Origin of the sequence: Brevundimonas sp., assembly GCF_018608325.1 — a bacterium.
Taxonomy (GTDB): Bacteria; Pseudomonadota; Alphaproteobacteria; order Caulobacterales; family Caulobacteraceae; genus Brevundimonas.
Map to the genome: position 1 here is coordinate 1 of NZ_JABAZW010000099.1, position 24,812 is coordinate 24,812.

The following is a 24,812-nucleotide window of genomic DNA, read 5'->3' on the forward strand; positions in this document are numbered from 1 at the left end:
CGAATCGGCAGCGTGGAACGCCCTGCGCCACGCCGGATCGGCGTGCGTGGTCGCAGGTCCCGGCGCCGGCAAGACTGAATTCCTAGCCCAGCGCGCCGACTATCTCCTTGAGACGGGACTATGCCGGGCGCCGCACCGCGTGCTGGCGATTTCGTTCAAAAGCGATGCCGCTAACAATCTCGCCGCTCGCGTCCGCAAACGATGCCCTCCGGGATTCGCCTACCGGTTCGTCTCCGTCACCTTTGACGCCTTTACCAAGAGCTTGGTCGATCGCTTTCTCAACGCCATCCCTGCCGATTGGCGCCCGACCCGACCTTACGAGATCGCCTTTCCCAAACCTAGGGCGATCGAAGGCTTCCTCACGCTTGCCCGGCTCAGCGCGCCGCCGCAATGGCAGGCCGAGATCGCCGGCTACAGCGCGAGCGACTTTGAACCCAAGATCGTCGGCGGCTACCGCCTGCCGACGGGGCCTATCGCGCCCCAGAACGCCGCCGAGTTCACTATCGCACGCTGGTGGGCGACGCAGCTGCGGCCAGGGCAGCCGTCCGCCCTGACCTTCGTGGGCCTCAACCGCCTCGCCGAGCTTTTAATTCGCGCCAATCCCCACATCCGCCGGGCGCTCGTGGCCACCTACCCCTTCGTCTTCGTCGACGAATTCCAAGACACGACCTACGCGCAATACGACTTCCTGCATTCGGCGTTCTCGGGCGGACAGACCATCATCACCGGCGTCGGTGATGACAAGCAGCGGATCATGGTCTTCGCCGGCGCGCGCCAAGATGCCTTTCAGCGGCTGCAGGCGGATTTCGGCGGTGCCCGCTTCCCCCTCCTCTTCAACTTCCGTTCCTCGCCAGACCTCGTCGCCATCCAGCACGTCGTCGCCCGCGCCCTCGACCCGAACACCGCTCAAACGGTCGCCCAGACCGCGCGCCAGGTCGATGGCGACGTGGCGCAGGTCTGGTCCAGCCAGACCAAGGCGGCCGAAGCCGCCCACCTGGCGCAATGGATCGCCAACGACATGGCCGCGCGCAGCCGGGCGCCGCGCGACTACGCCCTACTCGTGAAGCAGAGGTCCGATGACTATGAGCAGGACTTAGCTGGAGCCTTCGCCGCTCAGGGTCTCCGGATTCGCAACGAGAGCCATACTCTCGGGAAAACCTCGCTCCAGGATCTGCTCTCGGACGAGTTGAGCCGTCTTGCGATCGCGATCTTCCGGCTTGGCGCGTCCCGCCGCGCGCCGGCCGCCTGGCAGCTGGTCTCATCGTCCCTTCTGGCGCTCCGCGCCGTCGGGCAAGACGATGACGTGCGCGCGGCAAAGGTCGAGACAGACCTGACCGCCTTCCTCGCCGCGCTGCGCGCCGACATGGCCGCCACGCCTCCGTCGGAGCAAAGCGCCGCCGACTTCGCCGCGAGAGTTTTTGACTATCTGGACCTAGATACGATCGCCCGAACCTTTGCCGAATATGGCGTCGGCGACCAGCTCCAGATCATCCTCGAAGCGTTCTACATCCACTTCTTCCGTTGCGCCGACGGCGTGCCGGACTGGACGTCGTGCCTTGACGCTTTCGAGGGGCTCAATCAGATCCCGATGATGACCGTCCATAAGAGCAAGGGGCTGGAATACGACACCATCATCTTCGTCGGCCTCGATGACCGGGCTTGGTGGTCTCACACCCCCGGCGACTCCGAAGGAGTCGCTGCGTTTTTCGTCGCCCTCTCAAGGGCGAAGCAGCGCGCCATCTTCGCCTTCTGCCAACAACGCGGAAACCGAAACAATGTGGCTGAACTCTATCAGCTCCTCACGGCCGCCGGTGTGCCCGAGATTGCGGTATAATCCGATGCTGCGGCCGCTGGAGCCTGACCGTTGCGAACGGACGAGCCAAGGTGCCTATGCGTCAGTTCCGGTACAGCTGGCCCACCAATCTCAGTCAACTCCGACATATTAGAGCAGACCTTCTCAACTACCGCAGTGGTTCAGCGATGGTCGCGCCAGTGCGGAAATCATCAAGCGCTTGCTGATGCTCCTTTGTTCGGAGGAGATGCGGCCAAGATCCACCTTGCGTTTGCTGCCCGGGAACGCCGAATTCTCCGTCAGCGCTGTCTCGATCGTTCAGCGAGCCGCTCGCTGTCCTCCTCAAGCTGCCGACGGAGGTCGATCTTCGCGGAAATCTCCTCGCCTCGCGTCCGGACGGACGGCATGTCTTTCACGAACGCCGCGAGCGCCGCACCCAACTCACGATCCTCGCTTCGGTCCGAACGGGACAAGGCCAAGGCCTGGGCAGCGAAATAGCGGCGGACATCCGCCTGTCGCGCGCGACCCGCCTCGGCCCACGGCGTCTTTCTCGCTTTGTCGAGCGCCACCCGCACAGCCGCCACGTCGACATTGGGTGGTTCGCCCTTGCCCTGGCTGAAGCGACACCGAATTCTCCGGAGAACCCCCTGCTCCGCCTTGAGCACGACGCCTCGCGTCCGCCTCGGCGTCGCCTCAGCCTCAACCCCGCGATCCCGCAGAGCGGCCGCAAAGGCCTGCCGCCACTGTTCGAGATCGGCCTTGCGCGGGTTGAGCTTGTGTCCGTCGTGGCCAAGGGTCCGAACCGTCAGATGGACATGGGGATGTCGCTCATCGGTGTGGAAGGCGAAAACATAGGGATGGCTGTCGCCGAACGTCTGGCCGGCGAAGGCCCGCGACGCATCGTGCATGCGGAACGGGTCCGTGCCCGGCGGCATGCTGAGCACAATGGACAGGGTGACAGCGCTATCCTTGCGGCGACGTGGATCCGCCTCTACCTCCGCCATCCAATCTCCGACGAGCCTCCCGACCTCGGCCCGGGACTGAAGCCGCTCGCCGCCCGGCCCCTCAAGCGGAAGTTTTCCGCTCCGTCCGATATAGGCGAGATGGTTTTGGAGGTGACCGCCGTCGCGGGTCCGCCCCGTGATCTTGACCATCACCTCCGGCACGCGTCGGGCGATCCGATCGAGCCGCGCGCGGGGGGCCATGTCGGGGCGGGACCGTGCGATCTGCCCTGGCGGATCGGTCAGGCGCGCGCGCTTTTGCCGGACCGGTGGGCGCACCGTTTCCTCGAACCCACGAACCTGGACGAAGTCCGCCATCAGCGGTCCGACCAGTAGTGTAGGTTGCCCCTGAAGGCGTCGTGGACCCCGCCGAGATGAGCGCGGATCTCGATTGCGAAATCGGCGAGTTGAGCAACTTCCAGATCGAGCACCTTGCCCTCGAGGACGGCGGTGTTCACCGCCCTGGCGATCTGGTTCACGTTGACGCCAATGCGCCGCAACTCGCGCTGGATGCCTATGAAGGCGATGGCTTCGGACGGCGAAAGCTGAGGCCGCTCATGAAGTCGCCGTCGGATCAAGGCGACAATCCATTGGGTGCGGGAGAGGCCCGTGCGAGCCGCCTCGAGCTCCAGCAGCGCCATGTCGTCAGAGGTCAGACGAAGAGACAGCTTAGCGTCGAGCCGATCCAGGGACGGTGCGACGAGCTCCGGAAGGGCGGCCTGTGCAGCGCCCTCGATAAGCCTTCGCAGCAAACGCGACCGACCGCCTAGCCCGGCCGCCGCAGCGTCGAAGCGCCGGATCAGATCAGTTGGTAGGCGTACGGTGAGGCGGTCCATGGGCGAGGTGATGTGTCTGACAATGCCGGCGCAAAGCCTATCCTGCCCTAGACCGTCACCACCTTCGCCCCGTAGACCTTCGGTGCTGACCGCCCTCCCCTCGGCGACCGAAGCCGGCCGCTCGCCCGCCGCCCTGAAGGGCGCCCCAGCCAAGGGCGGCGCGTCGTCGACTGACGATGCGTTGTGAAGATCGAACGATCGCCTCTAGTCTCGTGACGCGCGCTGATCAGCCGCCGCTTGGCCACGGTTAATTGGTGGCACTGTCGATTGACGACAGCGCCGGAACGGGAGGTCTTGATGGCCGACGATTTTAGCCTCGAGAGGTCCGCCCGTCTCGCTGCGGTCTATGCCGACTACCGTTCCGCGCTGGACGCTTCAGATGTCGAAAAGCGCTTCATGCCCTATCGCTGGTGGACGCTGCCCAACCCCATCAGCGGCATGTGGATGGTCTACTCCAGCATGCTTGAGGACTACGCCACGGATCTGGCGAACATCATCAATGACCTTACCCACCACGTGAGCCGATTGCGCGCCTGGGCCGCGGTCGTCGAGCCCATGGGCGACGACGCCAAGATGGAGGTCGCGCACGAGTTCATCGGCATCCTCGGCATCGCGGCGTTGTCCGCGCCCTACGCGATCAAATCCAGGTTTGCGGTTGCGGCCGCCAACCTGTCCCACCAAGCGAACATGTCCAAGGACCTGAGGAACTGGAAAGACGAGTTTCCGACGAAGAACCTATATCTCAACGATGTCGAACCGTTCGGCAAAGGCTGGAGGACCTACCGGCGGTTCAAGCTCAAGGTCGAACCGATCGCAGGCAGCCGGTTCAAGGTCCAGACGCACGACTTCCGCAACGCCTACAATCATCGCTTCTCGCCCCGCCTCCTCCTGGGACTGAGCAATACGGTCACGCGGCGCACCGACGCCGAAACCGGCAGGGTCGAGTACGGGATCGGCGGCACGCCTGCCCTCGATCTGAACAAGGTCGCGGACCTGCTCGATGTGGAGTGCAGCCATTGCTACGCTGCGTTCGAAGCCTTTCAGGCTCTCATTACCGAGCAGACAAAGGCCATCACGGCGTTCGAGACGAGGCAGGCGCGAGGGGCGGAGAATTGACATGCTGAACCAGACCTATTTCGAGATGGCCGATGTCCCGGCCAGCGCGAGTCGGACCTGGATCCCCTTGCGTGAGAACAGCGACGTCGATCTCGACACGCCGGCGGATCTGATCTCCGCGAGCCTTTTTACGGGCGTGGCCACGCTGGCTGTCTATGCAGGTCAAACCGAGAATGCCGGCCGTCTGGATTGGAGCGATCTCAACCTGCAGCCGCACAGGGCTCACGTCTGGACCGACGGCTATCATCCAGCCGACATCTACCAGGACAACCGGTTCGAGGAGCCGCTCGGGATTAACTTGGTCATCGACCAGGACCTGGAGGGCGCGGCCGACGGGGTCTGGCACCTTCATCCGGACGTGGTGCTGGCCCTCCGTCTGTCCCGAGACGGAGACACCTGGTTCCGGCCGGAAGAAGGATGGGTCGAGGTCATCCGCCTGATCAGAGAGGATGACCGTCCGGTTCGCCTTGAAATCCGGGCCGAGTTTCTGGCCGACTACCTCGCAGCCCGTAGCATGAAACTCTACCTCTCCAGCTACCATGAGCGGATCGTGGTGACGCCGTCGGCCCCGACCTTCTCCTGGCCTGAAGAAGGCTTCGCTCTGGAGAAGGGCCGCGACACGCACGAAGGCCGGATCGCGACTCAGCGCAACCTAGGTGTGCCCGGCGAGGGGTCCCGGGTCGCCGGCGCCCTCTGGCGGACCGAATGGTTCGAGCCCGGAGACTTCAGCCCGCGCGTCCGCGGCGATCCTGACCCCCATCCCATCGCTTTCGCGTCCGGCCCGCGAGGCGACCGCGTGCCGCCTGACCGGCTGCAGCGAGGTATCGACTGGCTGTATTTCGAGCCGAGTCTGGCCAGCCATCTGCTGCGCCACCGCGGCAGCAGGCTGCGCTGGGCCAGCGCCGAGACGGGCGTGCTCGGCGCTGCCGAGGCCCCGCTGCATTTCGGCGTCAACGCCAAGGGGCTGATCAATGTCTTCGCCAAGGACGTCGGTCGCCTCCAGACTTGGGAGCAACGCATCTGGGCCGCCCACAGCGTCGCCGTCGATGGTCCAGTCTCGGCGGAACTCTTCCAAGCGCAGATGATGGTGGACCCCGCCGACACCATCGCCCCCGAACACGCCTTGCCCGCCGTCATACGGTCCCTCGACGATACGTTCCGGGAAGCCTTCGGGCCGCCTCTCCTGCGACCACATGCATCGGTCGAAACCCTCCTGACGCGATCGCATCGGTTCCGGGCTGCCGAACCGGACGGCCTCCTGGCGCTGGCCAAGGATCTCACGCGGGTGTTCATCGAGCGGGTGGACGTGACCGCCGTTCGCAATGCCGCCGTCTCACGGGGCCAGGTACTGGGCGATGTCAAAGCTCTGAAAGCGCTCGAAGGCCTCGCCGCGAGCCGTGTCGGCGAACCGCAGGCTAGAGCGCTTATGGGTCCTCTGTTCGGCCTCTACGACCTTCGTCTGGCCGACGCGCACCTCGGCTCAGACGTGAGTTCGGCGCTGGAGCGTCTGTCCATCGACGCGGCGACGCCCGCGACGGTCCAGGGCCGCGTCATGCTCGAGAGCGTCGTTGGGGCGATCGACGCCCTGACGAAGGCCCTGATCGCGCCGCCGGACGTGAACACCCAGGGCGAGACGGCGCCCTCCTAAGGCATGCCGCTCAACGACGCCATGCTGACCGAGGCCCTCAGGGCGAAGGCTGCAGGGCCTGCAGCCAGGCGACCGCTCTCTGAGCGTGGGCCGCGGCCGAAACGATGAACCGCTTGTCGTCGCGAAGCACCTTGAGCCACGACCCCATATAGGCCGCGTGGTCCTCCCGAGATTCATGCGCCAACCCAAGGTCGGCGCAAAGGAAGGCCGCGCCCAGTTCGGCGACGAGTTCCTCGCGCGCATAGCCAGCATCCCCGAAGCGTTGGCGGCCGAAGTCCCGATCAAGACGGGTCGGGTGCCGGGTCCAGTGGGTCATCTCGTGACCGAGAGTGCTGTAGTAGGCGTCCGCCGTCTCGAAGCATTCGAACGGCGGCATCTGCACATGGTCCGGACCCGGCGCGTAGTAGGCGCTGCCTCCGCCGTGGCGAACCTCGGCGCCGCAGTGCTCGAAGAAGGCGTCGATGCGGGCGATCCGCTCGTCCGGATTGATCTCGATCGTCTCGGGCTCGTCGTAGCGATCGGGCAGGCCTTCGATCTGGTCGACGTTGAAAACCGTGTAGGCCTTCAGGAAGGGGATGCGCTGCTGGACATCCGCTCCCGTGTCGTCGGTCTCGTCGCGGACGATCTGGTTGGCGTAGACGACCGTTGCTCCGCGCTCGCCCTTGCGGACGTGGGCGCCGAGGGCCAGCGCCTGGCGGAAGGTCATCCAGGTCGACCGGCTGAAGCCGCGGCTTGCCGCCTCGCCCCAGAGCAGGACGACATTGATGCCGTTGTAGGGCGTGCCGTCATGGCGCAGGGGGCGGCTGACGGAGGTCTTGGTCTTCCAGGGCTGGGTCCAGGGGCGGACCCCGGCTTCGAGCTGACTGATGATCTGTTGGGTGATCCGGGCGTGGATGTCCGGGCGTGCGGGATCGGCGGGGCGCTTCATGGCGGCCTCCTCGAAACGGATTGTTGGAAGAAGGAGCGGCCGCGCCGCCGCGGCTCTTGGGTCAGCGGGACCAGATCAGGCTGTGTCCGCCTTCGACCTCCACCAGGGAGGCGTAGATCGGCGCCGGGAAGCTGGGATCGTCGAGCTTGACCGAGAGGTAGTCGCGGTTCTGCTGGCTCGTCTTTTTCCAGGCGGCGCCGAACTCCGTCTGGCCGGCGAAGATCCGGAAGTCGGGGGCCTTGTCGTCGCTCTTCTCGTTGGGCCGCAGGACCGCCGCCTTGACGTTGAGGGGGAGGGTCTTGATCGAACCGGTGTAGCCGTCGCCTTGAGCGGTGAAGGTGCCGATGGTGGCCATGTGAGTCTCTCCTTTGCTTCGGGCCACGCCTGCCGCGGCCTCGATGGCGATCGGCAGACCAAAGTTCGGGCGGCGCGCAGGGAGAGCGAAGCGAGCCCCCGCAGCGAAGCGAAGGACCGCGATGAGAGACTTTCTTGTTTCGCGAGGAAGGCCGTCAGGCCGGGGATGAAAGTCGCGGAAGCGGTTGCGCCAGCCGACCGGGCTTCGGTCAGATCCGCCTCATCGAGAGGCCGCGCCGGCTGGCGCGAAAAGGATGCGAGACAATGGCCGCCGCCTTACCTCAGACACCGCTGGCGACACACGACGGGTCGCTCCGGCCCCCTCGGTCGTTCAGGCTCAGGCCGTGATCGGGAAGACCGTCTCGACGTCGAGGCTCCCTGCGGGCGGAGCCCGCAACGGTTCGGGTTTTGGTCGCTGAAGATTGAGCAGCGCCGCAGACTCCTTGGCCGCTGATCAAGATCGGGTGGTCGTGGCAGGAAGCGATGTCCCGCTCCGTGGTCAGCATGGCGCAGGTGCCATCCTTGATCATCCCCACCAGCTGGAAGAGCCGCTCGCGGGACAGCAGTCGCCTTTCACACTGCCGATCAATCGTCGCCTTCAGCTTCGTCCCGCAGTTGGCCGAGCCGTTCCTGACAGACCTTCATGGCCAGACCCCGCAGCACATCAACCCGTTCGGTTAGCCAAGCCAATTCCTCGGCGCTGATCTTGTAGTGTTCGGAGTAGCGCGCCTTCACATAGGCCTCGCGCAGGAGTTCGAAGCAGCGGCGTTCGAACTTGGTCTCGCGGGGCCAGGCTTCGGCGAGGCGAGGGTCAATAGCCTCGGCTTTCTTGCGCAGGAAGGCGAGGTTGTGGGCCTTGCCGCTGTAGAGCATCACGACCAGCAAAATGCAGTGATAGAGATGTTCTGACGCTTGATGCAGCGAGAACGCTGCCAAGTTCGAACTGCCTCGCTCGATGTAGAATCCGGCTCCTGCCTGAAAATCAGCTGAACTCGACATCCACTTCTCATAGTGCCGCTCCGCCTCCTCCAGCGCGGCCCGCGCCTTCAGGTCCGCCGGCTTGTGCAGCTTGGCGCCCGGCGTGTCGTAGAGCTGCACGCCCTCGCGCACGATGTCGGCGAAGAAATAGCGACCGCGATCCAGCTGCTCGTTCACGTCGTCGAGCGAATGGACGATCAGGCTGACGGGGGTTCGAATGTCGGGCCCGACCGGCATGGTGCGGTTTTCGGCCTCGTGCCAGAATTCGCCGTCGGTCAGGTCTTCATGGTCGACGACGATCAGCAGGTCGAAATCCGAGAAGTAGCGTCCGACCGGGTCATGCACCCAGTCGCCGCGCGCATAGCTGCCGTAGAGGATGACCTTGAGAATCTTGCCGTCTTTGAGCCGCGCGGCGCGGCGCGTCGAGATCGCCTCATCGAACGCCGCGCGCACGGTCTCGACCACCTGACGGAGTTCGGCCTGTTTGCGCAGCGGCAGATGATCGAGGCTTTTCTTCATGGCGGGAGTCTCCGCGATACGGCCGCACACGGCAAGGCTGAATACGCCGTCTTCGAGCTGTCCGCCTTATCGAGCGAGCGTTGTCCCGTGCGCAACGGTGGTCTCCGCCGCCGCACGGCGGCGCCCATAAAAAAGCCGCGCGCCCCCAAAGGGCGCGCGGCAAGTTTTCAGTGTCTCAGCGACGGCTATTCCGCCGCGAACGCATAGGCGTCGTCATCGCGCGGTTCGTACGCACTCTCGTCCTCCGGCTCCGCCGCATCGGACACGGTCCGCAGGACCGGGGGCAACCACCCCTTGCCCTCCACCAGCCGTTCCGCCGCCTCGGCCATATCGCCCTTCTTGAACCCGGCGATCCGGCCCGCCTCCACCGCGTTGACGGCCTCCGTCACCGCCTCCAGCACCCGCGTCTTCGGCACCCGCGTGAAGTAGCTGGCCGCCGTCGCCGACCACGTCCCGGTCATGTCGAGGCCGACCACCCTCGCCAGCGCCTCGGCCTGCGCCAAGGCGCCGGGTCGCCGGTCGTGCGGGTCACGCACGGCGTAGAGGCCGACCCCGGCGCAGCAGGCCATCAGGTCCAACTGCTCCGATGGAGCCAATCCGAACACCACGCCCCACAGGTCCTCGGCGCGCTCGGGCAGTCGTGCGCCCCAAGCCTCGCACCGGTCGCGAACGCGCCGACCGGCAGGCCCGTCATCCACCCCCGGCGCCAGCCGCTCCAGTCCGGTGACGGACAGTCGAAGCTGAAGCGGCGTCCAGAGGCCATATCCCGGATAGAAGACCTGCAGCGCCAAGGCATGGACCACGGTCGCCAGCGCCGCACTCACATCGGCCTGCACCGCGTCGCGCAGCCCCATGGTCTTGTGGGCCGTGAGGTCGATGACCAGCCGGTCGGACAGGGCGCTCCCGACCTCTTCCGGCTCCGGCGCGCCCCCGCCCCTCTCGGCGTCGGCGTCGCCACCGTCGTCCTCGACCGCCTCCTCCTCCGGCGGCGCCACGGCGTCCTCGGCGCGGACCAGTCCGCGCTCGAAACGCGCCAGCCCGTCGTGGCCGAGCATCACCACGACCCCCGCCCGAGCCTTGGCTTCGACGGCGTAGTCGAAGTCAGGGCTGAAGGCCTGCAAGGCCTTGTCGATCTCCTCCAACCGCGTGTCCGCTTCGGGCGACAGCCCCTCCGCGCCCGCCTCGGAGACGATCCGGTCATACTCCTCCGACAGGGCCGTGATCTCGGCGGCGTCCGCCTCCGACCGTTCGACGGCCACCGGATAGACCCGTCCGAAGGCCGAGACGTCCGGATAGTCCAGGGCGGGCTCCGCCCACTTCCAGCCTTCCCGCTCGCGCGCCTCGTCGGCCAGCCCGGCCAGCTTTTCACCGACCAGCCGATCCAGCAGGACCACGTCCTCCAGCCAGCCGCCGCCGTCCTCGGTGAACAAATCTCGGAGGATTCCGCCGCCTTCGGCCTCATAGGTTTCGACGCCGACGAAGCGGACGCGCCGGTCGCCGACGCTCACCTTGGCCTCGGTCATGGCGCGCCGGATGGCGTAGGCCGGGGTATGCGGACCGACCTGCTCCAGCACCTGCCGCTGCCGGTCCTGATCCTCGCTGACGCAGAAGGCGGTCAGCTGATCCAGCGCCAGCGTCCCCGCCCGGTAGGCCGCCATCAACTCCGGCGCCGCTGACCCGAGCCGGAGACGCTGACGCACGACATGGGCGGACACCCCGAACCGGGCGCCGATCTCCTCGGGGCCGTAGCCCTTTTCGACGGCCAGCCGCTGGAAGGCCTCGAACTGATCGGCGGGATGCATGGCCTCGCGGGTCATGTTCTCGTCGAGACTGATCTCATGAGCGTCGTTCTCGGCGTCCACGATGACCCGAACCGGATGGGTCCGCTTGATCGCCTTGCGCTTGGCCAGTAGGCGAAGCCCCTGACGGCGCCCCTCACCGATGGTGACGAGGTAGTTCCCGGTCGGAACGCCCTCGCCGTCCCGCTCAACCTCGACCACGGGCGGCTGCAACACCCCCTTGGCCTTGATGGAGGCGGCGAAGGCCTCGATGGTCGCCGGGCTGTGCGGCGTCTTCCTCGCATTCTTCGGCGAGGCCTTGAGCCGGTTCAACGGCACGATCACCTCCGCACCGTGCACCGGCACATTCGCCTCGGTCGCGGCGGTTTCGATGGATTGAGCAGTCATGTCTGCCTCCTTTGGGCATGGGTTGCAGGCACGCGAACTGCGCGCCTGAAACCCTGCCCGTCGGCGAGACCGGGGTAGCAAGGGCCAGGGCGGACCGGCCGGAGGGGGATCGCCCGACCTGCACAAGCCTGACCCTGATGATGACCATGATGACGATCGCCGGCGCGGAAGGTCGGGGAGACCGGCCGGTCCGGCGGCGCAGCCGCGGACCCTGTCCCGCGCGAGGGCGGAGCCCTTCCATGTCCTTTTTCAAGTGCCCAGACGTGCGAAACTCCTCCGCGCCGCAGGCGCGGAGATGAGCAGGCTGAGAGGTTCGTCAGGTTGGGGGCGGAGCGGCACTGGCGACGGTCGATCAGTCTTCCATTCGCGTGTTGGCTACCGCATGAACGCTTTTCGTCGCGGGCTGGCCTCTGACTTAGTTCGGGCGTCGGCTCATGGCCGGCCCACTGGGCTCTCGAGGATGTCCCTGACCTTCCGCTCCGCCCCCGGCCTGACGGGCCAGGGTTCGGCGCTCATGGCGCCGCTGGCCGCACCTCCTGACCGATCGCCCAAATGAAGCCCGAAAGCTCCCGTGCGATAGCGGCGATCACCACGGTCGGTCGCTTGCCGCCAGCGCTGAGCCGGCGATACCGATCACAGAGCCGCACCTGAGCCTTCCACGCGACGTCCCTCACCACCTTCGGCTGACGAGAGACAATGTCGGTCTTGCCGGTCGAGACGCGTGGCGGGTAGCGATAGCTCCAGGCCGCTTCTACCAGCATGCGCCGCGCCTCGCGGTTGCCGGTCTTGGTGATGCCGCCGCGCCGAATGCGCTCGCCGCTGGAATGCTCCGAAGGGACAAGGCCGAGATAGGCCATCAACCGACGCGGATTCTCGAAGCGGCCGAGATCGCCGACCGCCGCGACGAAGCTAACGGCGGAGATCATGTCCAGACCCCGCAAGGCTCGCAGAGCTTCGACCAGGGGCGACAGCGACCAGCCCTTCAGTAAGGCGGAGATCCGGGCTTCGAGCTGATCGCGGCGTTCCTGGGCTGACCACACAGCCTCAACGTAATCCTGGAAGACAACGCGGTGGGCGTCCTGGTCGAAGGCCTGGCCTGCAAGCCAGCGTCGATGCCTCAAGGTCCAGGTCTTGCCCGTCGAGTAGGTCCGGCCGTGGCGCAGGAGAAACGCCAGAAGCTGCTGTCGCGCCCGCATCAGGGCCATGACGGCATCTCCCCGGGCCCGCACGAGATCGCGCATCGCCTCATGCACCTCGTCCGGCACCCAGACCGCCGTCAGACCGCCGGCGCGGTGCTGAAGCGCAAGCATCTGGGAATCCCGCCTGTCTGTCTTGATGCGATCGCCCGGCTTGCGTGCAATCAGCGTCGGCGCCGCGACCAGGCAGCCATGACCCATCTCCGTCAGTTGGCGGTAGATTCCGTAGCCACAGCCGCCGGCCTCGTAGCAGAACTCCAATCGATTGCCGGGGCGGGACAGCCGATCCGACAGCTTGCGAACCTGTTCCGGCGTGTTGGCGACCTCGCCACAGAACCGAACGGCGCCATCGCGACCGTCCTCTGCCGTGGTGACGCTGATGCTCAGCTTGTGAACATCGAGCCCTACAAAGAGCGTGTCCATTCCTTCCTCCTCGACGCTGCTGAAGGCTGCAGCATCCGGCATCACGCCGGACGAGGGAAAGGACATACGGACTTAGCGCTTCAGGGGCATCGTCGTATTCGATGGAGCGAAGATTGCGATACGACATTCGGCGCGCTTGCCGACCTGCCGACGTTGGCCCATTCGGATTTCATGACCGACGTCGCCCAGCCCGAACCTGCTCCAAACCCCGACCCCTTCTTCGAGACGATCCCCGATGGGCTCTGGAACGCCTGTATCGGCGTTCAGGGCAGCGAGGAGGCCTATATCGACGGCTACATCGAGGCTGCGCGCGAACTCGTTGTGGCCGTCATCGACAAGAAGATGTTCGGCAGTCGGGACTCTCTCGCCATGCCGATCCTGTACAACTGCCGACATGCGATCGAACTGTCCCTGAAGTTCGCGATAAACCGGCTGCACGACGCCGGCATGGTCGCCGAGCGTCACAAGCCGGACCACGACATCCGCTCCCAGTGGACGCATTTGAGGGACGCCAAGGTCGGAGACGCGCGGATCGTGGATCTGGTGGCTCAGCTCGAACCCTATGTGGCGAGCCTAGCGGCCGTGGACGATGACGGACAGGAACTGCGCTACGCCAGCAACCGTGCCGGCGTAAAAAGCCTGGGCGGCTTTGCTGTCGTCAATCTCCCGCATATCAGGACCAGTATCGAGACGTTGGAAGCGATATTGGGTCAGATGAAGATCCGCGTGCTGGAGCTCGAGCAGGAGCGCCTGACCGGCGCACACACCGGCGAGTGTTCACGAGAGGATCTCAAGCGGGTCGCGGCGATGGTGGGGCCCCATTCCGGGTGGGGCGACGCCGAATTTTCCGACCGCAAGGCAAAGGTCATGGAGAGCTTTGGTCTCGGGAGTCGGAAGTTCAGCCAAGCGTTGACGACCATTCGAAACTCACGTCCGCTGGCGACGCTCGTCGGGATTGAGACCTCCCTGAAGCACCTCAGTGACGACAAGGCTGTCGAGGCGCTTTCGGCTTGGGCAGAGGCTCACCCCGTCAAGGACCGGACAGCGGATCTCGGATCGGCATTCTTCCCTCGGGACCCGGAGGCTATCGCCACGCATCAGCAAAGGCGTCAGAGCCTGAATGCCGCGATGACCGCCCTTCTGACATCGGAGGAACTCGCCGATCTTGAGACGGTGTATTACCTGGGGCGCAACCGCGACGACGGCGAGCACTACGACGCCAATCTCGAGCTGACCCAGCGCACATACGGCGTCTCGGGGAGACCCATGGGGCGTCTGGACGACGTTTTCAGCAAGACCAACCTTTTGGACGCCTTCGTCGACGGCGCAGCGGCGGCAGGCCGGCCCAGTCTCGCTCAGAAGGTCCGTGCGATCAGGCCGGGCAGGTAGCCCCCCGTCAGGTTCCGATTGCCGCCGTCACATCGACGATTTGGCGGCTGAACCTCGACCTAAACGGCGTGTGGTGCGGCCTCGTCTACGGCGGTCGGCGATGAAGTGTCCGGGCGGGTTCGTCCCGCAAACGTCACATCGCATCCTGTCGGGTTTCGCCTTCGGTGCGTTTCGGTTCGATTCTATCGGACTGGATAGCCGATGGAGATCGAAAGATGGCCCGCTCAGATTCCCTCCCGCGAACGATCAAGAAACCGGAACTGCGCCAGATGGTGCCACTCGCAGACAGCACCATCTGGGAGATGGAGCAGCGCGGAGAATTCCCCAAACGCTTCCGACTGACGCCGCGATGCGTGGTCTGGGATCTGTCGGAGGTGCAGACCTGGCTGGAAAAACGCCGCCGCACCCCCGTCACGCCGGCCAAGGCTCCGGATGTGCGCCTGCGCCGATCACGCCCCGTCCACCACGGGGCGGGCGCCTCCCGACCGCACCTGTAAGCCGCGCCTAGATTCAGAAAGCGGCGAGCGGGTCATAGCTTGCTTCAGCCGGGGATGGTTGAGCCCCGGACGACGGGACAGGGGCATCCATGGCCGATAATTGATTTCTTCACCCCCGGGGCTTATATGTCCTCCCGAGGCCAGATCGGTTGAAACAGCCTCACCCGCCTCTTCGGAGGTCCACGCGTGAGCGAGATAGGGATTTCGGTCCCGGAAGCGGCTACCGAGTGACTTCTGATAAGGGCGCCTCCGGGCGCCCTTATCTTTTCCGGTGAAACTTCAGCTTCTCGCCCTTCAGCGTCTTGTCGATCAGCACGGCGAAGCGAACCTTGCTCATGTGGGCGATGGCGAGCGCCTGCGCCGGTTCAAGGCTGTAGGCGCTTTCCACGAAGAGCTTGAGATCGATGCCGGCGCCGGCGCCGCGCTTGACCCTAAAGAAGACCCTGTAGTCCCCTGCTCCGCCGTCGTTGCGCACACCGATCCGCAGGAAGTTCGCCTCCGGGGTCTGATAGACATGCGCGGTCGGCAGACCTTTCAGGATATGCGGGAGCGCCTGCGACAGCCCGTAGCGGATCGGACAGAAGACCCGCAGCCTTGGACTATCCCAGACCGGCACCGCAGTTTCGTCGTGCCGGGCGGCGTCGAAGGTCTCACTGAAGCAGTGGTTGCTGAACCGGACATCGATCTTCACGCCGTTCGGACGCGACTGGGTGGCCATCTCCAGCACGAAGGGCTCCAGATGGTCGAACGCGAGCGTCTGCCCCGCGACCTCCAGCGGCGGAAAATACGGCCCGGCCATGGCCTACAGTCCCAACAGGTCCGGCGACCGCCTGCGCAGTCCCGGCCGGACGGCCGTGCGCTTGGTGGCGGCAGCCTTATCCCGCGCGTCGATCATGTCCTTGTCCCTGCATTTTCTGCTGGCATCCCGACGCATTTTAAAATTTCGGATCAAAACGCGGTGCGCTGACCTCTGACACGGTCAGAACCGGCGTGTAGGCGCGGCCCGTTTCCCAGGCGTCCACGGCGTTCGACCATTCCTGCGCCATGTGGCGGCGCTGGGTCTCGAACTCCGCCTTGTTGTAGACGCCTCGCGAAGATCGCTCTTCGTGAGCGAGCCCTTTCTCGATCCAGTCCGAGTTGAAGCCCATCTCGTGCAGCAGGGTCGAGGCCGTCCGCCGCAGGTCGTGCACGGTGAAGGGCTCGAGCGGAAGGTTACCCTTTCCGGCCCTTTCAGCGATCGCACTGGTGACGCGGTTGAAAGTCGCCCGCGACATCGGCGCATCCGCGTCATAGCGCGACGGCAGGATGTATTTCGAGTTGCCGGCGCAGGTCTTTAGAGCGACCAGGATGTCGAGCATCTGGGTGGAGAGGTAGACGTTGTGAGGGCGTGAGCGCTTCATGCGCGCAGCCGGGATCGACCAGACCGCATTGTCGAAATCCACCTCGGTCCACACCCCGTCCTGAAGTTCGCTCTTCCGAACCATGCTGAGGAGGATGAACTTCAAGCCGAGCCTGATGGTCGGCAGGGTCGCGACCTCACCCAGGAGCATCAGCATGATCCGGATTTCGGCTGGGGTGAGTGAGCGATCGCGCGGCCGGAAGGTGGCGATCGAAGCCGGACCCACGTCATCCGCAGGATTGTCGATCTTCTCGCCGTGGAGGATGGCCCAGCCGTAGATTTGTTTGACGATATCCCGGACATGGATCGCCGTGGCGGGCGCCCCGCGATCCACAATCGCCTTGCAGTGGGCCCGCAGATCGTCGGGTGTGATCTCGCTCAGCAGGCGGTTCTTCCACTTCGGCAGGATGTCCCGATTGAAAATCGCCCGGCGCATGTCGCGGGTGCTGTCCGCCATCGGCGCGCGGTCCATCCAGCCCTGGGCGACCTGTGCGAAATCGTGAGCTTCCTTCAGGCGACGTTTGGCGCGCTGCTTTTCAACGGCGGGCGACACCCCGTCCGCGATCGCCTTCTTCACCTCGATCAGCCGCTCACGGGCTTGGGCCAGCGTCAATCCGGCGCTGCCGTAACGCCCGAGCGTCAAGGTCTCTCGACGGCCGTTGAACCGATAGTCGTAGCGGAATGAGATTGCGCCGCCCGTCGAGACATAGACGTACATGCCGTCCCTGTCGGTACTCTTGTAAGCCCTTGCTTTCGGACGCAAATTCTTCAGTGCAGTGTCGGTAAGCACGGTATAATCGCCTCTGTCCGTCGGCCCTCGAATTCGGTCGCGCCGAGACGGTTTTTTCCTATTCATCTCAATGACTTGCTCGAAATGAATACCGTCAGGGCCTGGCCCGATGTCAGGACGGTATGAGCCCGAGTCTGCCAGATCAATGCAGCCGCGTACCGTCGCGCAGTCCGACAAAACGAAAAAAGACCCTCCGAATGGCTCCGAAGGGTCTCGACAGAATTCACAATATTGTCAGGCCTTTAGAGGCCGTTTCGGAAGCGATACCGAATGCTACCGAAGGGTCGGGACTATTCCCACTCGATCGTGCCCGGCGGCTTCGAGGTCACGTCGTAGACGACGCGGTTGACGCCGCGGACCTCATTGATGATGCGCGTCGCCGTCTTGGCCAGGACGTCCCAGGGGAACTGGTAGAAGTCGGCGGTCATGCCGTCGGTGGAGCTGACAGCGCGCAGGGCCAGAACCTTTTCGTAGGTGCGGGCGTCGCCCATGACGCCAACCGTTTTGACCGGCAGCAGCACGGCGAACGCCTGCCAGATCTTGTCGTAGAGCCCGGCCTTGCGGATCTCGTCCAGATAGATGGCGTCGGCCTGTTGCAGGGTGTCGACGGCCTCGGGCGTGATCTCGCCGGGGATGCGGATGGCCAGGCCCGGTCCGGGGAACGGATGGCGGCCCACGAAGGCGTCGGTCAGCCCCAGTTCGCGGCCCAGAGCGCGGACCTCGTCCTTGAACAGCTCACGCAGCGGTTCAACCAGCTTCAGCTTCATATAGTCCGGCAGGCCGCCGACATTGTGGTGGCTCTTGATGACGTGGGCCTTGCCGCTGGACGAGGACACACTCTCGATCACGTCGGGGTACAGGGTGCCCTGGGCCAGGAATTCGGCGCCTTCGATCTTGGCGGATTCGCGGTCGAACACCTCGATGAACAGACGGCCGATGGTCTTGCGCTTGGTCTCGGGGTCGGAAATCCCGGCCAGTTGACCCAGGAAATCCTCAGACGCATCCACGTGGATCAGGGGGATGTTGTAGTGCTCGCGGAACAGGGTCGTGACCTGGGTCGCCTCATCCTTGCGCAGCAGGCCGGTGTCCACAAACACACAGGTCAGCTGGTCGCCAATGGCCTCATGAATCAGCACGGCGGCGACCGAGGAGTCCACGCCGCCCGACAGGCCGCAGATCACCTTGGCGTCGCCGACCTGTTCGCGGATCTGGGCGATCTTCTCATCGCGATAGGCGGCCATGGTCCAGTCGCCCTTCAGCCCGGCGATGCCGTGGGTGAAGTTCTTCAGCATCTGGTGGCCACGCGGGGTGTGCATCACCTCGGGGTGGAACTGCACCCCATAGAAGCGACGGATCTCATCGGCGATCACCGCATAGGGCGAGCCGTCCGAGGAGGCGACGACATCAAAGCCCTGCGGAATGGCGACGATCTTGTCCCCGTGGCTCATCCAGACGGTTTCTTCCTCACCGACCGGGGCCAGGTCCGCCAGCAGGGGCGAGGCCTTTTGGACCGTAATCTCGGCGCGACCGAACTCGCGGGTGTGGCCGCCCTCGACCTTGCCGCCCAGTTGTTCGCACATGGTCATCTCGCCGTAGCAGATGCCCAGAACCGGCACGCCCGCCTCGAACACGCCCTGCGGCGCGCGGGGGCTGCCCTCCTCATGGACGCTTTCAGGACCGCCCGACAGGATGATGGCCGCCGGGTTCATCGCCGCCAGCGCCTCTTCCGCCTTCTGGAAGGGGTGGATTTCGCAATAGACGTTGGCCTCGCGCAGACGGCGCGCGATCAGCTGCGTCACCTGACTGCCGAAATCGACGATGAGGACCTTCTGGTGGTCTTGCGGCGTGGTCATGGCGTGATCGAATCCGGGGCGGGAAGTTGCGCGGGGTCTTGGCCGGGTAAGGCCGAAAGTTCAAGGGCGGCGAGGCCGTCGGCCTCAAGCACCTCGATCAGGCGATCCAGCGCGATGGCCAAATTCTGATCGACGTGATGCAGGGTGGAGGTCCAGTCCTCCAGCGCCTTCAGCTCGGCGCGGCCATCCGATACGCCGCGAAGGGCGATCAGCGGCACGCCGAACGTCTGGGCGGCGCGGACCAGAGCCCAGGTCTCCATGTCCACCATCTCGGCGTCGATGGCGTCATAGGCGGCGCCGGACACGACATTGCCGCCGGTCGACAGACGTGCGACCGGCACGCCGGGGATGGGACACGGCAGAGGCAGGACCGCAGGCTGGTCCAGCAGAGGCGTCACGCCCTTGGGGAAGCCCAACGGGCTGGCGTCCATGTCGCGATAGGCGACCGATGAGGCCTGATAGACGACGGCGTGCTCCAGCACCCGCGATCCGCACGACCCCAGCGACACGATCAGATCCGGCAGATCGTCCGCCGCCTCCAACCGCGCCAGAGCCGTGCTCAGCACCACCGCCCCCTCGACCGGGCCGATGCCGGTCATCAGGGGCTGGATGCGGGCGCGCAGGTCTTCGCCATACTCGGCTGGGGCCGCCATGACGCACAGGACCGAGACGTCGCCGTATCGTTCCTGGCGTCCAGTCCTCACGCCGTGCGCTCGTAAACGGCGGCGAAGAAGCCGTCGGTGTCGGCGGACAGGGGCGACAGACGCAGACGTGCGCCCTCAGTCAGTTCGTTGAACTTGGCGCGCGCCGCATCGGTCAGTTGACCTGCCGACAAAAGCTCGGCGACGGCGACCGGGCGAAACTCGCTGTTGGCGGCCTCAAAGGCGTCCACGCTGGCCTCGTTCTCACGCGCCAGCATCGAGCAGGTCACATAAACCAGACGTCCGCCCGGCTTCACCAACTTGGCCGCCTGCCCCAGAATACGGACCTGCAGGCCGTGCAGCTTTTCGACCTCTTCCGCCGTCAGACGCCAGGCGTCCTCGGGGCGGCGACGCCAGGTGCCGGAACCCGAACAGGGCGCATCGACGAAGACCAGATCGGCCTGACCGTTCAGGTCTTCCAGACCGCCGCCGTTCTGACCAATCAGGACCAGATCCGCCTCGACGCCTGCGCGTTGCAGACGGGGGCGGATGTTCTCCAGACGCTTGTTCACGACGTCAGACGCGACCAGCTTGCCCTGCCCGCTCATGGCCTGCGCCAGACCCAGGGTCTTGCCGCCGCCGCCCGCGCAGTAATCCACCACCGTCGTGCCGGGTTCGGCGCCCGCCAGCCAGCAGACGACCTGACTGCCTTCGTCCTGAATCTCGAACTTGCCGGCCTTGAAGCCTTCCAGCGCCTGGATGTTGGGCGGCGGCTCGGACGGCACGCGCAGACCCCACTCGGACCAGGGCGTGCGCGACACGTTCAGACCGGCTTCGCGCAGTTCGACCTCGACCTCTTCCACCGTCGCGGCGGCGCCGTTGATGCGCAGGTCGATGGGCGCGCGGGGCGCCATCAGGGCGTGGGCTTCGTCGGCCCAGCGCTCGCCGAAGGTGGCCTTGAAATCCTCGACCACGAACTCGGGCAGACCGGCGGCGACCCAGCCGGGCAGTTCGCCCTGCCCTGCCGTGATGCGGCTGCGCTCCTGTTTCGACAGCGGACGCGGGCCATAGCCGTCGCCTGCGTGCAGGACTTCGATCTCTTCCAGCGGAAGGCCGTCGATGGCGTGCAGCGAGCCGATGACCAGGGCGCGGCCATCTTCACGGCCACCCATGATCCACGACAGGCGGCCGCGCGCGCGCAGGACCTTGTAAACGCGGTCGGCGATGGCGCGGCGGTCCTTGGACCCGGCGTAGCGATTGGCGCCGCCCCAGGCTTTCAGAACGGCTTCAGCCGGTTGGCGACCCTGGGCGATGGAGTCCAGGATGGAGGCGGCGGCGGCGAGACGGGCGGCTGGGGTCACTCAGATCTTTCAGACGAACAGGGCCGCAATGACCATCACCAGTCCCGCAAGCGAGACCAGCCAGACCAGCGACCGGACATAGGGCGTGCCTGCCGCGTAAAACGGCACATAGACGACGCGCGCCCAGAAATAGAGGGCCGTCCCCCATGCGGTCAGAACGCCGTGCGCTCCGATCACATGGGCGATCAGCACTGCGCCGATGAACAGCGGCAGGGTTTCATACAGGTTGGTCTGCGCGCGCTCGAGGCGACCCGTCAGCGGTTTTCTCGCCTCCGGCGTCGTGTCTCGTGCGCCCGCATTCCATTTCGAACCGAACTCGACCGTCCGCGCCGCTGCGGGCAGCATCACCTGAACCAGCGCCAGAAGCAGCGTCAGGGCCAGATAGGTCAGCTCGGTCGTCATGGCCTTATCCCTGTCTGTAGTTCGGCGCCTCACGCGTGATCATCACGTCGTGGACGTGGCTTTCGCGCAGGCCGGCGCCGGTGATGCGCACGAAGCGGGCGCGGTTCTGGAAGTCGACGATATTGGCGCCGCCGACATAGCCCATCGAGGCGCGAAGCCCCCCGACCAGCTGGTGCAGCACCGGTGCGATCGGCCCCTTGTAGGCGGTCTGGCCCTCGATGCCTTCCGGCACCAGCTTCTCGGACGAGACTTCCTTCTGGAAGTAGCGATCGGCCGATCCGCGCGCCATGGCGCCGACCGAACCCATGCCGCGGTACGACTTGTAGGACCGGCCCTGATACAGGAAGACCTCGCCGGGGCTTTCGTCGGTTCCGGCGAACATCGAACCCATCATGGCCACCGAGGCGCCCGCCGCGATGGCCTTGGCCAGATCGCCCGAGTATTTGATGCCGCCGTCGGCGATGACCGGCGCGCCGCTGTCGCGGGCTGCGCGGGCGGCGTCCATCACGGCGGTCAGCTGCGGCACGCCCACGCCTGCGACGATGCGGGTGGTGCAGATGCTGCCCGGACCGATGCCGACCTTCACCGCATCGGCGCCTGCGTCGATCAGGGCGCGCGTCGCGTCATAGGTGGCGACATTGCCGGCGATGATCTGGATGCGGTTGCTTTCGCGCTTGATGCGCTCGACCACCGCCGCCACCGAGGCGGAGTGTCCGTGGGCGGTGTCGATCACCACCACGTCCGCGCCCGCTTCGGCCAGAGCCATGGCGCGTTCGAAACCGGCGTCGCCGACGGTCGATGCGGCGCCGACCAGCAGGCGGCCCTGTTCGTCCTTGGCGGCGTTCGGGAAGGCCTGGGCCTTCTCGATGTCCTTCATGGTGATCAGGCCGACCGCGCGGTAATCCTCATCGACCACGATGACGCGTTCGATCTTGCGGGTGCGCAGCAGTTCGCGGGCCTCTTCACGGCTGGCGCCTTCGCGCACCGTGATCAGGTCGCCCGTGGTCATTAGCGAGGCGGCCGTGACGTTCAGGTCGTTCTCGAACCGCATGTCGCGGTGGGTCAGCATCCCAACCAGTTTGCCGGTGTCGGGATCAACGACGGGGAAGCCGGTGATCTTCTTGGCGGCGACGATCTGGCGAACCTCGCCCAGGGTCGTCTTGGGGCCGACCGTGACCGGATTGACCACCATCCCGCTTTCATAGCGTTTGACGGCGCGGACCTGATCGGCCTGCTCCTCGATGGTCATGTTGCGGTGCAGAACGCCCAGACCGCCGGACTGGGCCATGGCGATGGCCAGGCGGCTTTCCGTCACCGTGTCCATGGCGGACGACAGCAGCGGGATGTTCAGTTTGATGTCGCGCGTCAGCTGGGTCGAGACATCGACTTCGGCTGGCATGAACTCGGACGGACCGGGTTCGAGCAAAACATCGTCGAAGGTGAGTCCTTCGCGTATCTCCATGGGGGAGTCTCCGTTTTGCGGGCCGCGTATAACGGTCTGCGGGGGGCGACCGCAAGGGCTGGCGGGCCACATCCTCCACCTTTCGCGATCACGCTTGGCGACAGATTGCTGAAACCGTGCCCGTCCAGGCATGACCGTGCCTGTTTTCGCCCCCCGGAACCTCAGTCTATCGCGTCGATAGAAAAATCCAGTTTGCAACCCATTCGCAAGAACACCATTCTAACGCCATGGTCGGCGTCATCCTCAACACCGCGCGCAAACTGGCTCTGAAGATCGCCAGCTATGGCGCCATGCATCTGGTCGTGGCGATCCTGGTGGCCTTCGCCATCACCCGCGATTGGCGCCTGGCCCTGGCGGTCGGGGTGGTTGAGCCGATTTTCCAGACCATCGCCTATTCGATCCACGATCGTGTCTGGCACCGGGTCGAGCGCCGCCGTCTGGCCTCCGGCATCGAAGAGGCGACCGAGGCCTTCACCGCCCGCCTCGATGTCATGTCCCCCGCCGAGCAACAGCGCTCGCACGACGCCCACCGAGGCCACAGCCACGCCCTGCCCCGCTCGCTCAAACAGGTAGCGCTGAAGACCGTCACCTATGGCGTCATGCATTTCGCTGTGGCGGTCACGGTGGCCTATGCCCTGACACGCGACATCACCACGGCTCTGGCCATCGGCATGATCGAGCCCCTGGTGCAGACCGTCTTCTTCACCCTGCACGACCGTATCTGGACCCGGATCGAGGCCCGCCGCGCCCGCGAACAGGCCGCAACAGCCTGACGCCTTGTCGCCCGCCTCTTGACGATCAGCGCAGGAAGCTTGAAACTGAAAACTGTTCAATTCAGCGAGACTTTCATGCGCAACCTGTCGATCGCCGCCCTCGTCCTGCTGACCGCAGCAGCCTGCAGCCAGTCCCCCGCCGAGAGCGCGTCCGCTGAAGCCGCCACTGCGCCGACCGCACCGGAAGCCGCCTCCCCGCCTGCGGCGGCTCAACCGGCGTCACCTGCGCCCCGTGCGAACTCTGCGGCTCCCGATGCCGTCTTCGAACGGACCAGCCCCGCACGCGCCAGCATGGATCTGACCCGTGCCGGTGAGAACTGGCGCGTCGCCTTCCGGGCAGGCGGCGTCCCGAACGGAGCCGCGACTGCCGCCGACTGTGAAATCCAGGCGATCGGCCCACAGGACAACGACGACGTCATCGCAGCCCGCGTCGTGCCGTTCGAGGGTGAGTTGAACACCGTCACCGCCGCCGACATCGGCGCCAAGCCCCCGATCATTCAGGTCCGTGTCGGGCCGGAAGGCGTGATCGTCACGGACGCAGGCGCAGCCGCCCACCTCTGCGGCCTCGGCTCGGACATCGACGGCTTCTACCGCCGCACCGGCGACGCCTACTGATCGGGCCTGACCCGATCTAGGCCACCCACGCAATATCCGCCCCGTGCGGCTGGCTGATCGCTAGCCGCAGGGTTTGGCCGCCCGGCCAGACAGTCAGGTCCAGCGCGGGCCTGCGGTCCACACTGCCCGACGCCGCCTCAAAGCTCAGCCAGGCCAGCGGCGCATCCTGCGTCGCCCGCGCGCCGACCTTGGCCAGATGCTCGCGGATGCGCGCCTGCGCCTCGGGCGGGAAATATTGGTAGGCGATGGTGTGCATCACCACCCGGCACACGCCCGGCTCAGGCTCGACCGCCAGCGTCGCCTCCAGCCAGTCCGCCGCATCAGCCTGTGTGATCGGCGCCGGATCAGCCGCCGCCAGTTCCAGCGCCGCCTCCAGTCGCGCCAGCCTTTCGCGCTGATCGGCCCAGACATAGGCGCTCAGCCGTTCACGCGTCGCCGGGTCACGCACATCCAGCGGATTGCGGTCCACCGCCGCCCGCCGCATCACCCGCACCTCGGCCTGGGGTGGAGACGCTCCTGTCCACACAGGCGTCAGCCGCACGGACGAACCCACAGCCCCCGCCTCCGTCTGACCCAGCCTGAAAGAATACCGATCCAGAACCGTATTCAGCCCGGCGCTGGCCCCCATCTCATACAGCGCGAACGGCAGGGGG

Annotated in this window: 22 protein-coding genes; 7 read left to right on the plus strand and 15 right to left on the minus strand. The window is 65.7% G+C overall.

Features of this window, described 5'->3' with window-relative positions:
• Positions 1 to 1,834, plus strand: a 1,834-nt coding sequence (locus QZ281_RS09680) for an ATP-dependent helicase (protein ID WP_292227706.1), incomplete at its 5' end; no start/stop codon positions are given.
• Between the two features lie 257 nt (positions 1,835 to 2,091).
• Here the strand turns inward: QZ281_RS09680 and QZ281_RS09685 are convergent.
• Entirely contained in the window at positions 2,092 to 3,111 is a 1,020-nt protein-coding gene (locus QZ281_RS09685) for a relaxase/mobilization nuclease domain-containing protein (RefSeq protein WP_292176454.1), read from the minus strand.
• A complete protein-coding gene (gene mobC, locus QZ281_RS09690; RefSeq protein ID WP_292176453.1) occupies positions 3,111 to 3,629 on the minus strand; it encodes a plasmid mobilization relaxosome protein MobC in 519 nt (172 codons plus the stop codon). Before mobC ends, QZ281_RS09685 begins: the two co-directional genes overlap by 1 nt.
• A 297-nt stretch (positions 3,630 to 3,926) precedes the next feature.
• Between mobC and QZ281_RS09695 the strand changes: the two genes are divergently transcribed.
• On the plus strand, positions 3,927 to 4,745 hold the full coding sequence (locus QZ281_RS09695; protein WP_003170541.1) for a hypothetical protein: 819 nt from the start codon (positions 3,927 to 3,929) through the stop codon (positions 4,743 to 4,745).
• Between the two features lies 1 nt (position 4,746).
• A complete protein-coding gene (locus tag QZ281_RS09700) occupies positions 4,747 to 6,393 on the plus strand; it encodes a hypothetical protein (RefSeq protein ID WP_003170540.1) in 1,647 nt (548 codons plus the stop codon).
• A 37-nt stretch (positions 6,394 to 6,430) separates the two neighbouring features.
• Here the strand turns inward: QZ281_RS09700 and QZ281_RS09705 are convergent, their stop codons facing one another.
• The 5 genes from QZ281_RS09705 to QZ281_RS09725 all read right to left on the minus strand — a co-directional run bounded on the left by QZ281_RS09705 (position 6,431) and on the right by QZ281_RS09725 (position 12,977).
• Positions 6,431 to 7,321, minus strand: a complete 891-nt coding sequence (locus tag QZ281_RS09705) for a zincin-like metallopeptidase domain-containing protein (RefSeq protein WP_003170539.1) — start codon at positions 7,319 to 7,321, stop codon at positions 6,431 to 6,433.
• Positions 7,322 to 7,382: 61 nt separating this feature from the next.
• Complete coding sequence (locus tag QZ281_RS09710; protein WP_292227714.1) at positions 7,383 to 7,676, minus strand: DUF736 domain-containing protein; 294 nt, start codon at positions 7,674 to 7,676, stop codon at positions 7,383 to 7,385.
• A gap of 584 nt (positions 7,677 to 8,260) precedes the next feature.
• Positions 8,261 to 9,172, minus strand: a complete 912-nt coding sequence (locus tag QZ281_RS09715) for a HEPN domain-containing protein (RefSeq protein WP_292227717.1) — start codon at positions 9,170 to 9,172, stop codon at positions 8,261 to 8,263.
• Between the two features lie 185 nt (positions 9,173 to 9,357).
• On the minus strand, positions 9,358 to 11,358 hold the full coding sequence (locus QZ281_RS09720; protein WP_292227720.1) for a ParB/RepB/Spo0J family partition protein: 2,001 nt from the start codon (positions 11,356 to 11,358) through the stop codon (positions 9,358 to 9,360).
• 512 nt (positions 11,359 to 11,870) lie between these two features.
• Complete coding sequence (locus QZ281_RS09725) at positions 11,871 to 12,977, minus strand: IS110 family transposase (RefSeq protein WP_292227792.1); 1,107 nt, start codon at positions 12,975 to 12,977, stop codon at positions 11,871 to 11,873.
• Between the two features lie 171 nt (positions 12,978 to 13,148).
• On the opposite strand from QZ281_RS09725, the gene QZ281_RS09730 reads away from it, so the two are divergent.
• A complete protein-coding gene (locus tag QZ281_RS09730; RefSeq protein WP_003167294.1) occupies positions 13,149 to 14,366 on the plus strand; it encodes a hypothetical protein in 1,218 nt (405 codons plus the stop codon).
• A 215-nt stretch (positions 14,367 to 14,581) separates the two neighbouring features.
• A complete protein-coding gene (locus QZ281_RS09735; protein WP_003167295.1) occupies positions 14,582 to 14,863 on the plus strand; it encodes an AlpA family phage regulatory protein in 282 nt (93 codons plus the stop codon).
• A 259-nt stretch (positions 14,864 to 15,122) separates the two neighbouring features.
• On the opposite strand, the gene QZ281_RS09740 is transcribed toward QZ281_RS09735, so the two are convergent.
• The 7 genes from QZ281_RS09740 to guaB form a co-directional block, all read right to left on the minus strand.
• Positions 15,123 to 15,662 (minus strand): hypothetical protein, encoded by a 540-nt coding sequence (locus tag QZ281_RS09740; protein WP_003167296.1) that lies wholly within the window; start codon positions 15,660 to 15,662, stop codon positions 15,123 to 15,125.
• Positions 15,663 to 15,798: 136 nt separating this feature from the next.
• Positions 15,799 to 17,052 carry a tyrosine-type recombinase/integrase gene (locus tag QZ281_RS09745; protein ID WP_035283846.1) on the minus strand — a complete coding sequence of 418 codons (1,254 nt, stop codon included), beginning with the start codon at positions 17,050 to 17,052 and terminating at the stop codon, positions 15,799 to 15,801.
• 290 nt (positions 17,053 to 17,342) lie between these two features.
• Complete coding sequence (gene guaA / locus QZ281_RS09750) at positions 17,343 to 18,905, minus strand: glutamine-hydrolyzing GMP synthase (protein WP_292227724.1); 1,563 nt, start codon at positions 18,903 to 18,905, stop codon at positions 17,343 to 17,345.
• Entirely contained in the window at positions 18,902 to 19,609 is a 708-nt protein-coding gene (locus QZ281_RS09755) for a 5'-methylthioadenosine/S-adenosylhomocysteine nucleosidase (RefSeq protein ID WP_292227725.1), read from the minus strand. Before QZ281_RS09755 ends, guaA begins: the two co-directional genes overlap by 4 nt.
• Positions 19,606 to 20,907, minus strand: a complete 1,302-nt coding sequence (locus QZ281_RS09760) for an RsmB/NOP family class I SAM-dependent RNA methyltransferase (RefSeq protein WP_292227728.1) — start codon at positions 20,905 to 20,907, stop codon at positions 19,606 to 19,608. Before QZ281_RS09760 ends, QZ281_RS09755 begins: the two co-directional genes overlap by 4 nt.
• Positions 20,908 to 20,916: 9 nt before the next feature.
• Entirely contained in the window at positions 20,917 to 21,309 is a 393-nt protein-coding gene (locus QZ281_RS09765) for an MAPEG family protein (RefSeq protein ID WP_292227731.1), read from the minus strand.
• Between the two features lie 4 nt (positions 21,310 to 21,313).
• Complete coding sequence (guaB, locus tag QZ281_RS09770) at positions 21,314 to 22,771, minus strand: IMP dehydrogenase (protein ID WP_292227735.1); 1,458 nt, start codon at positions 22,769 to 22,771, stop codon at positions 21,314 to 21,316.
• Positions 22,772 to 22,998: 227 nt separating this feature from the next.
• On the opposite strand from guaB, the gene QZ281_RS09775 reads away from it, so the two are divergent.
• The gene (locus tag QZ281_RS09775) at positions 22,999 to 23,544 is read left to right on the plus strand and encodes a DUF2061 domain-containing protein (RefSeq protein ID WP_292227738.1); all 546 of its coding nucleotides are present in this window, start codon (positions 22,999 to 23,001) and stop codon (positions 23,542 to 23,544) included.
• Between the two features lie 75 nt (positions 23,545 to 23,619).
• Positions 23,620 to 24,159 carry a hypothetical protein gene (locus QZ281_RS09780; RefSeq protein WP_292227741.1) on the plus strand — a complete coding sequence of 180 codons (540 nt, stop codon included), beginning with the start codon at positions 23,620 to 23,622 and terminating at the stop codon, positions 24,157 to 24,159.
• Positions 24,160 to 24,175: 16 nt separating this feature from the next.
• Here the strand turns inward: QZ281_RS09780 and QZ281_RS09785 are convergent.
• A partial coding sequence (locus tag QZ281_RS09785; protein WP_292227744.1) for a DUF2332 domain-containing protein occupies positions 24,176 to 24,812 on the minus strand: 637 nt, incomplete at its 5' end.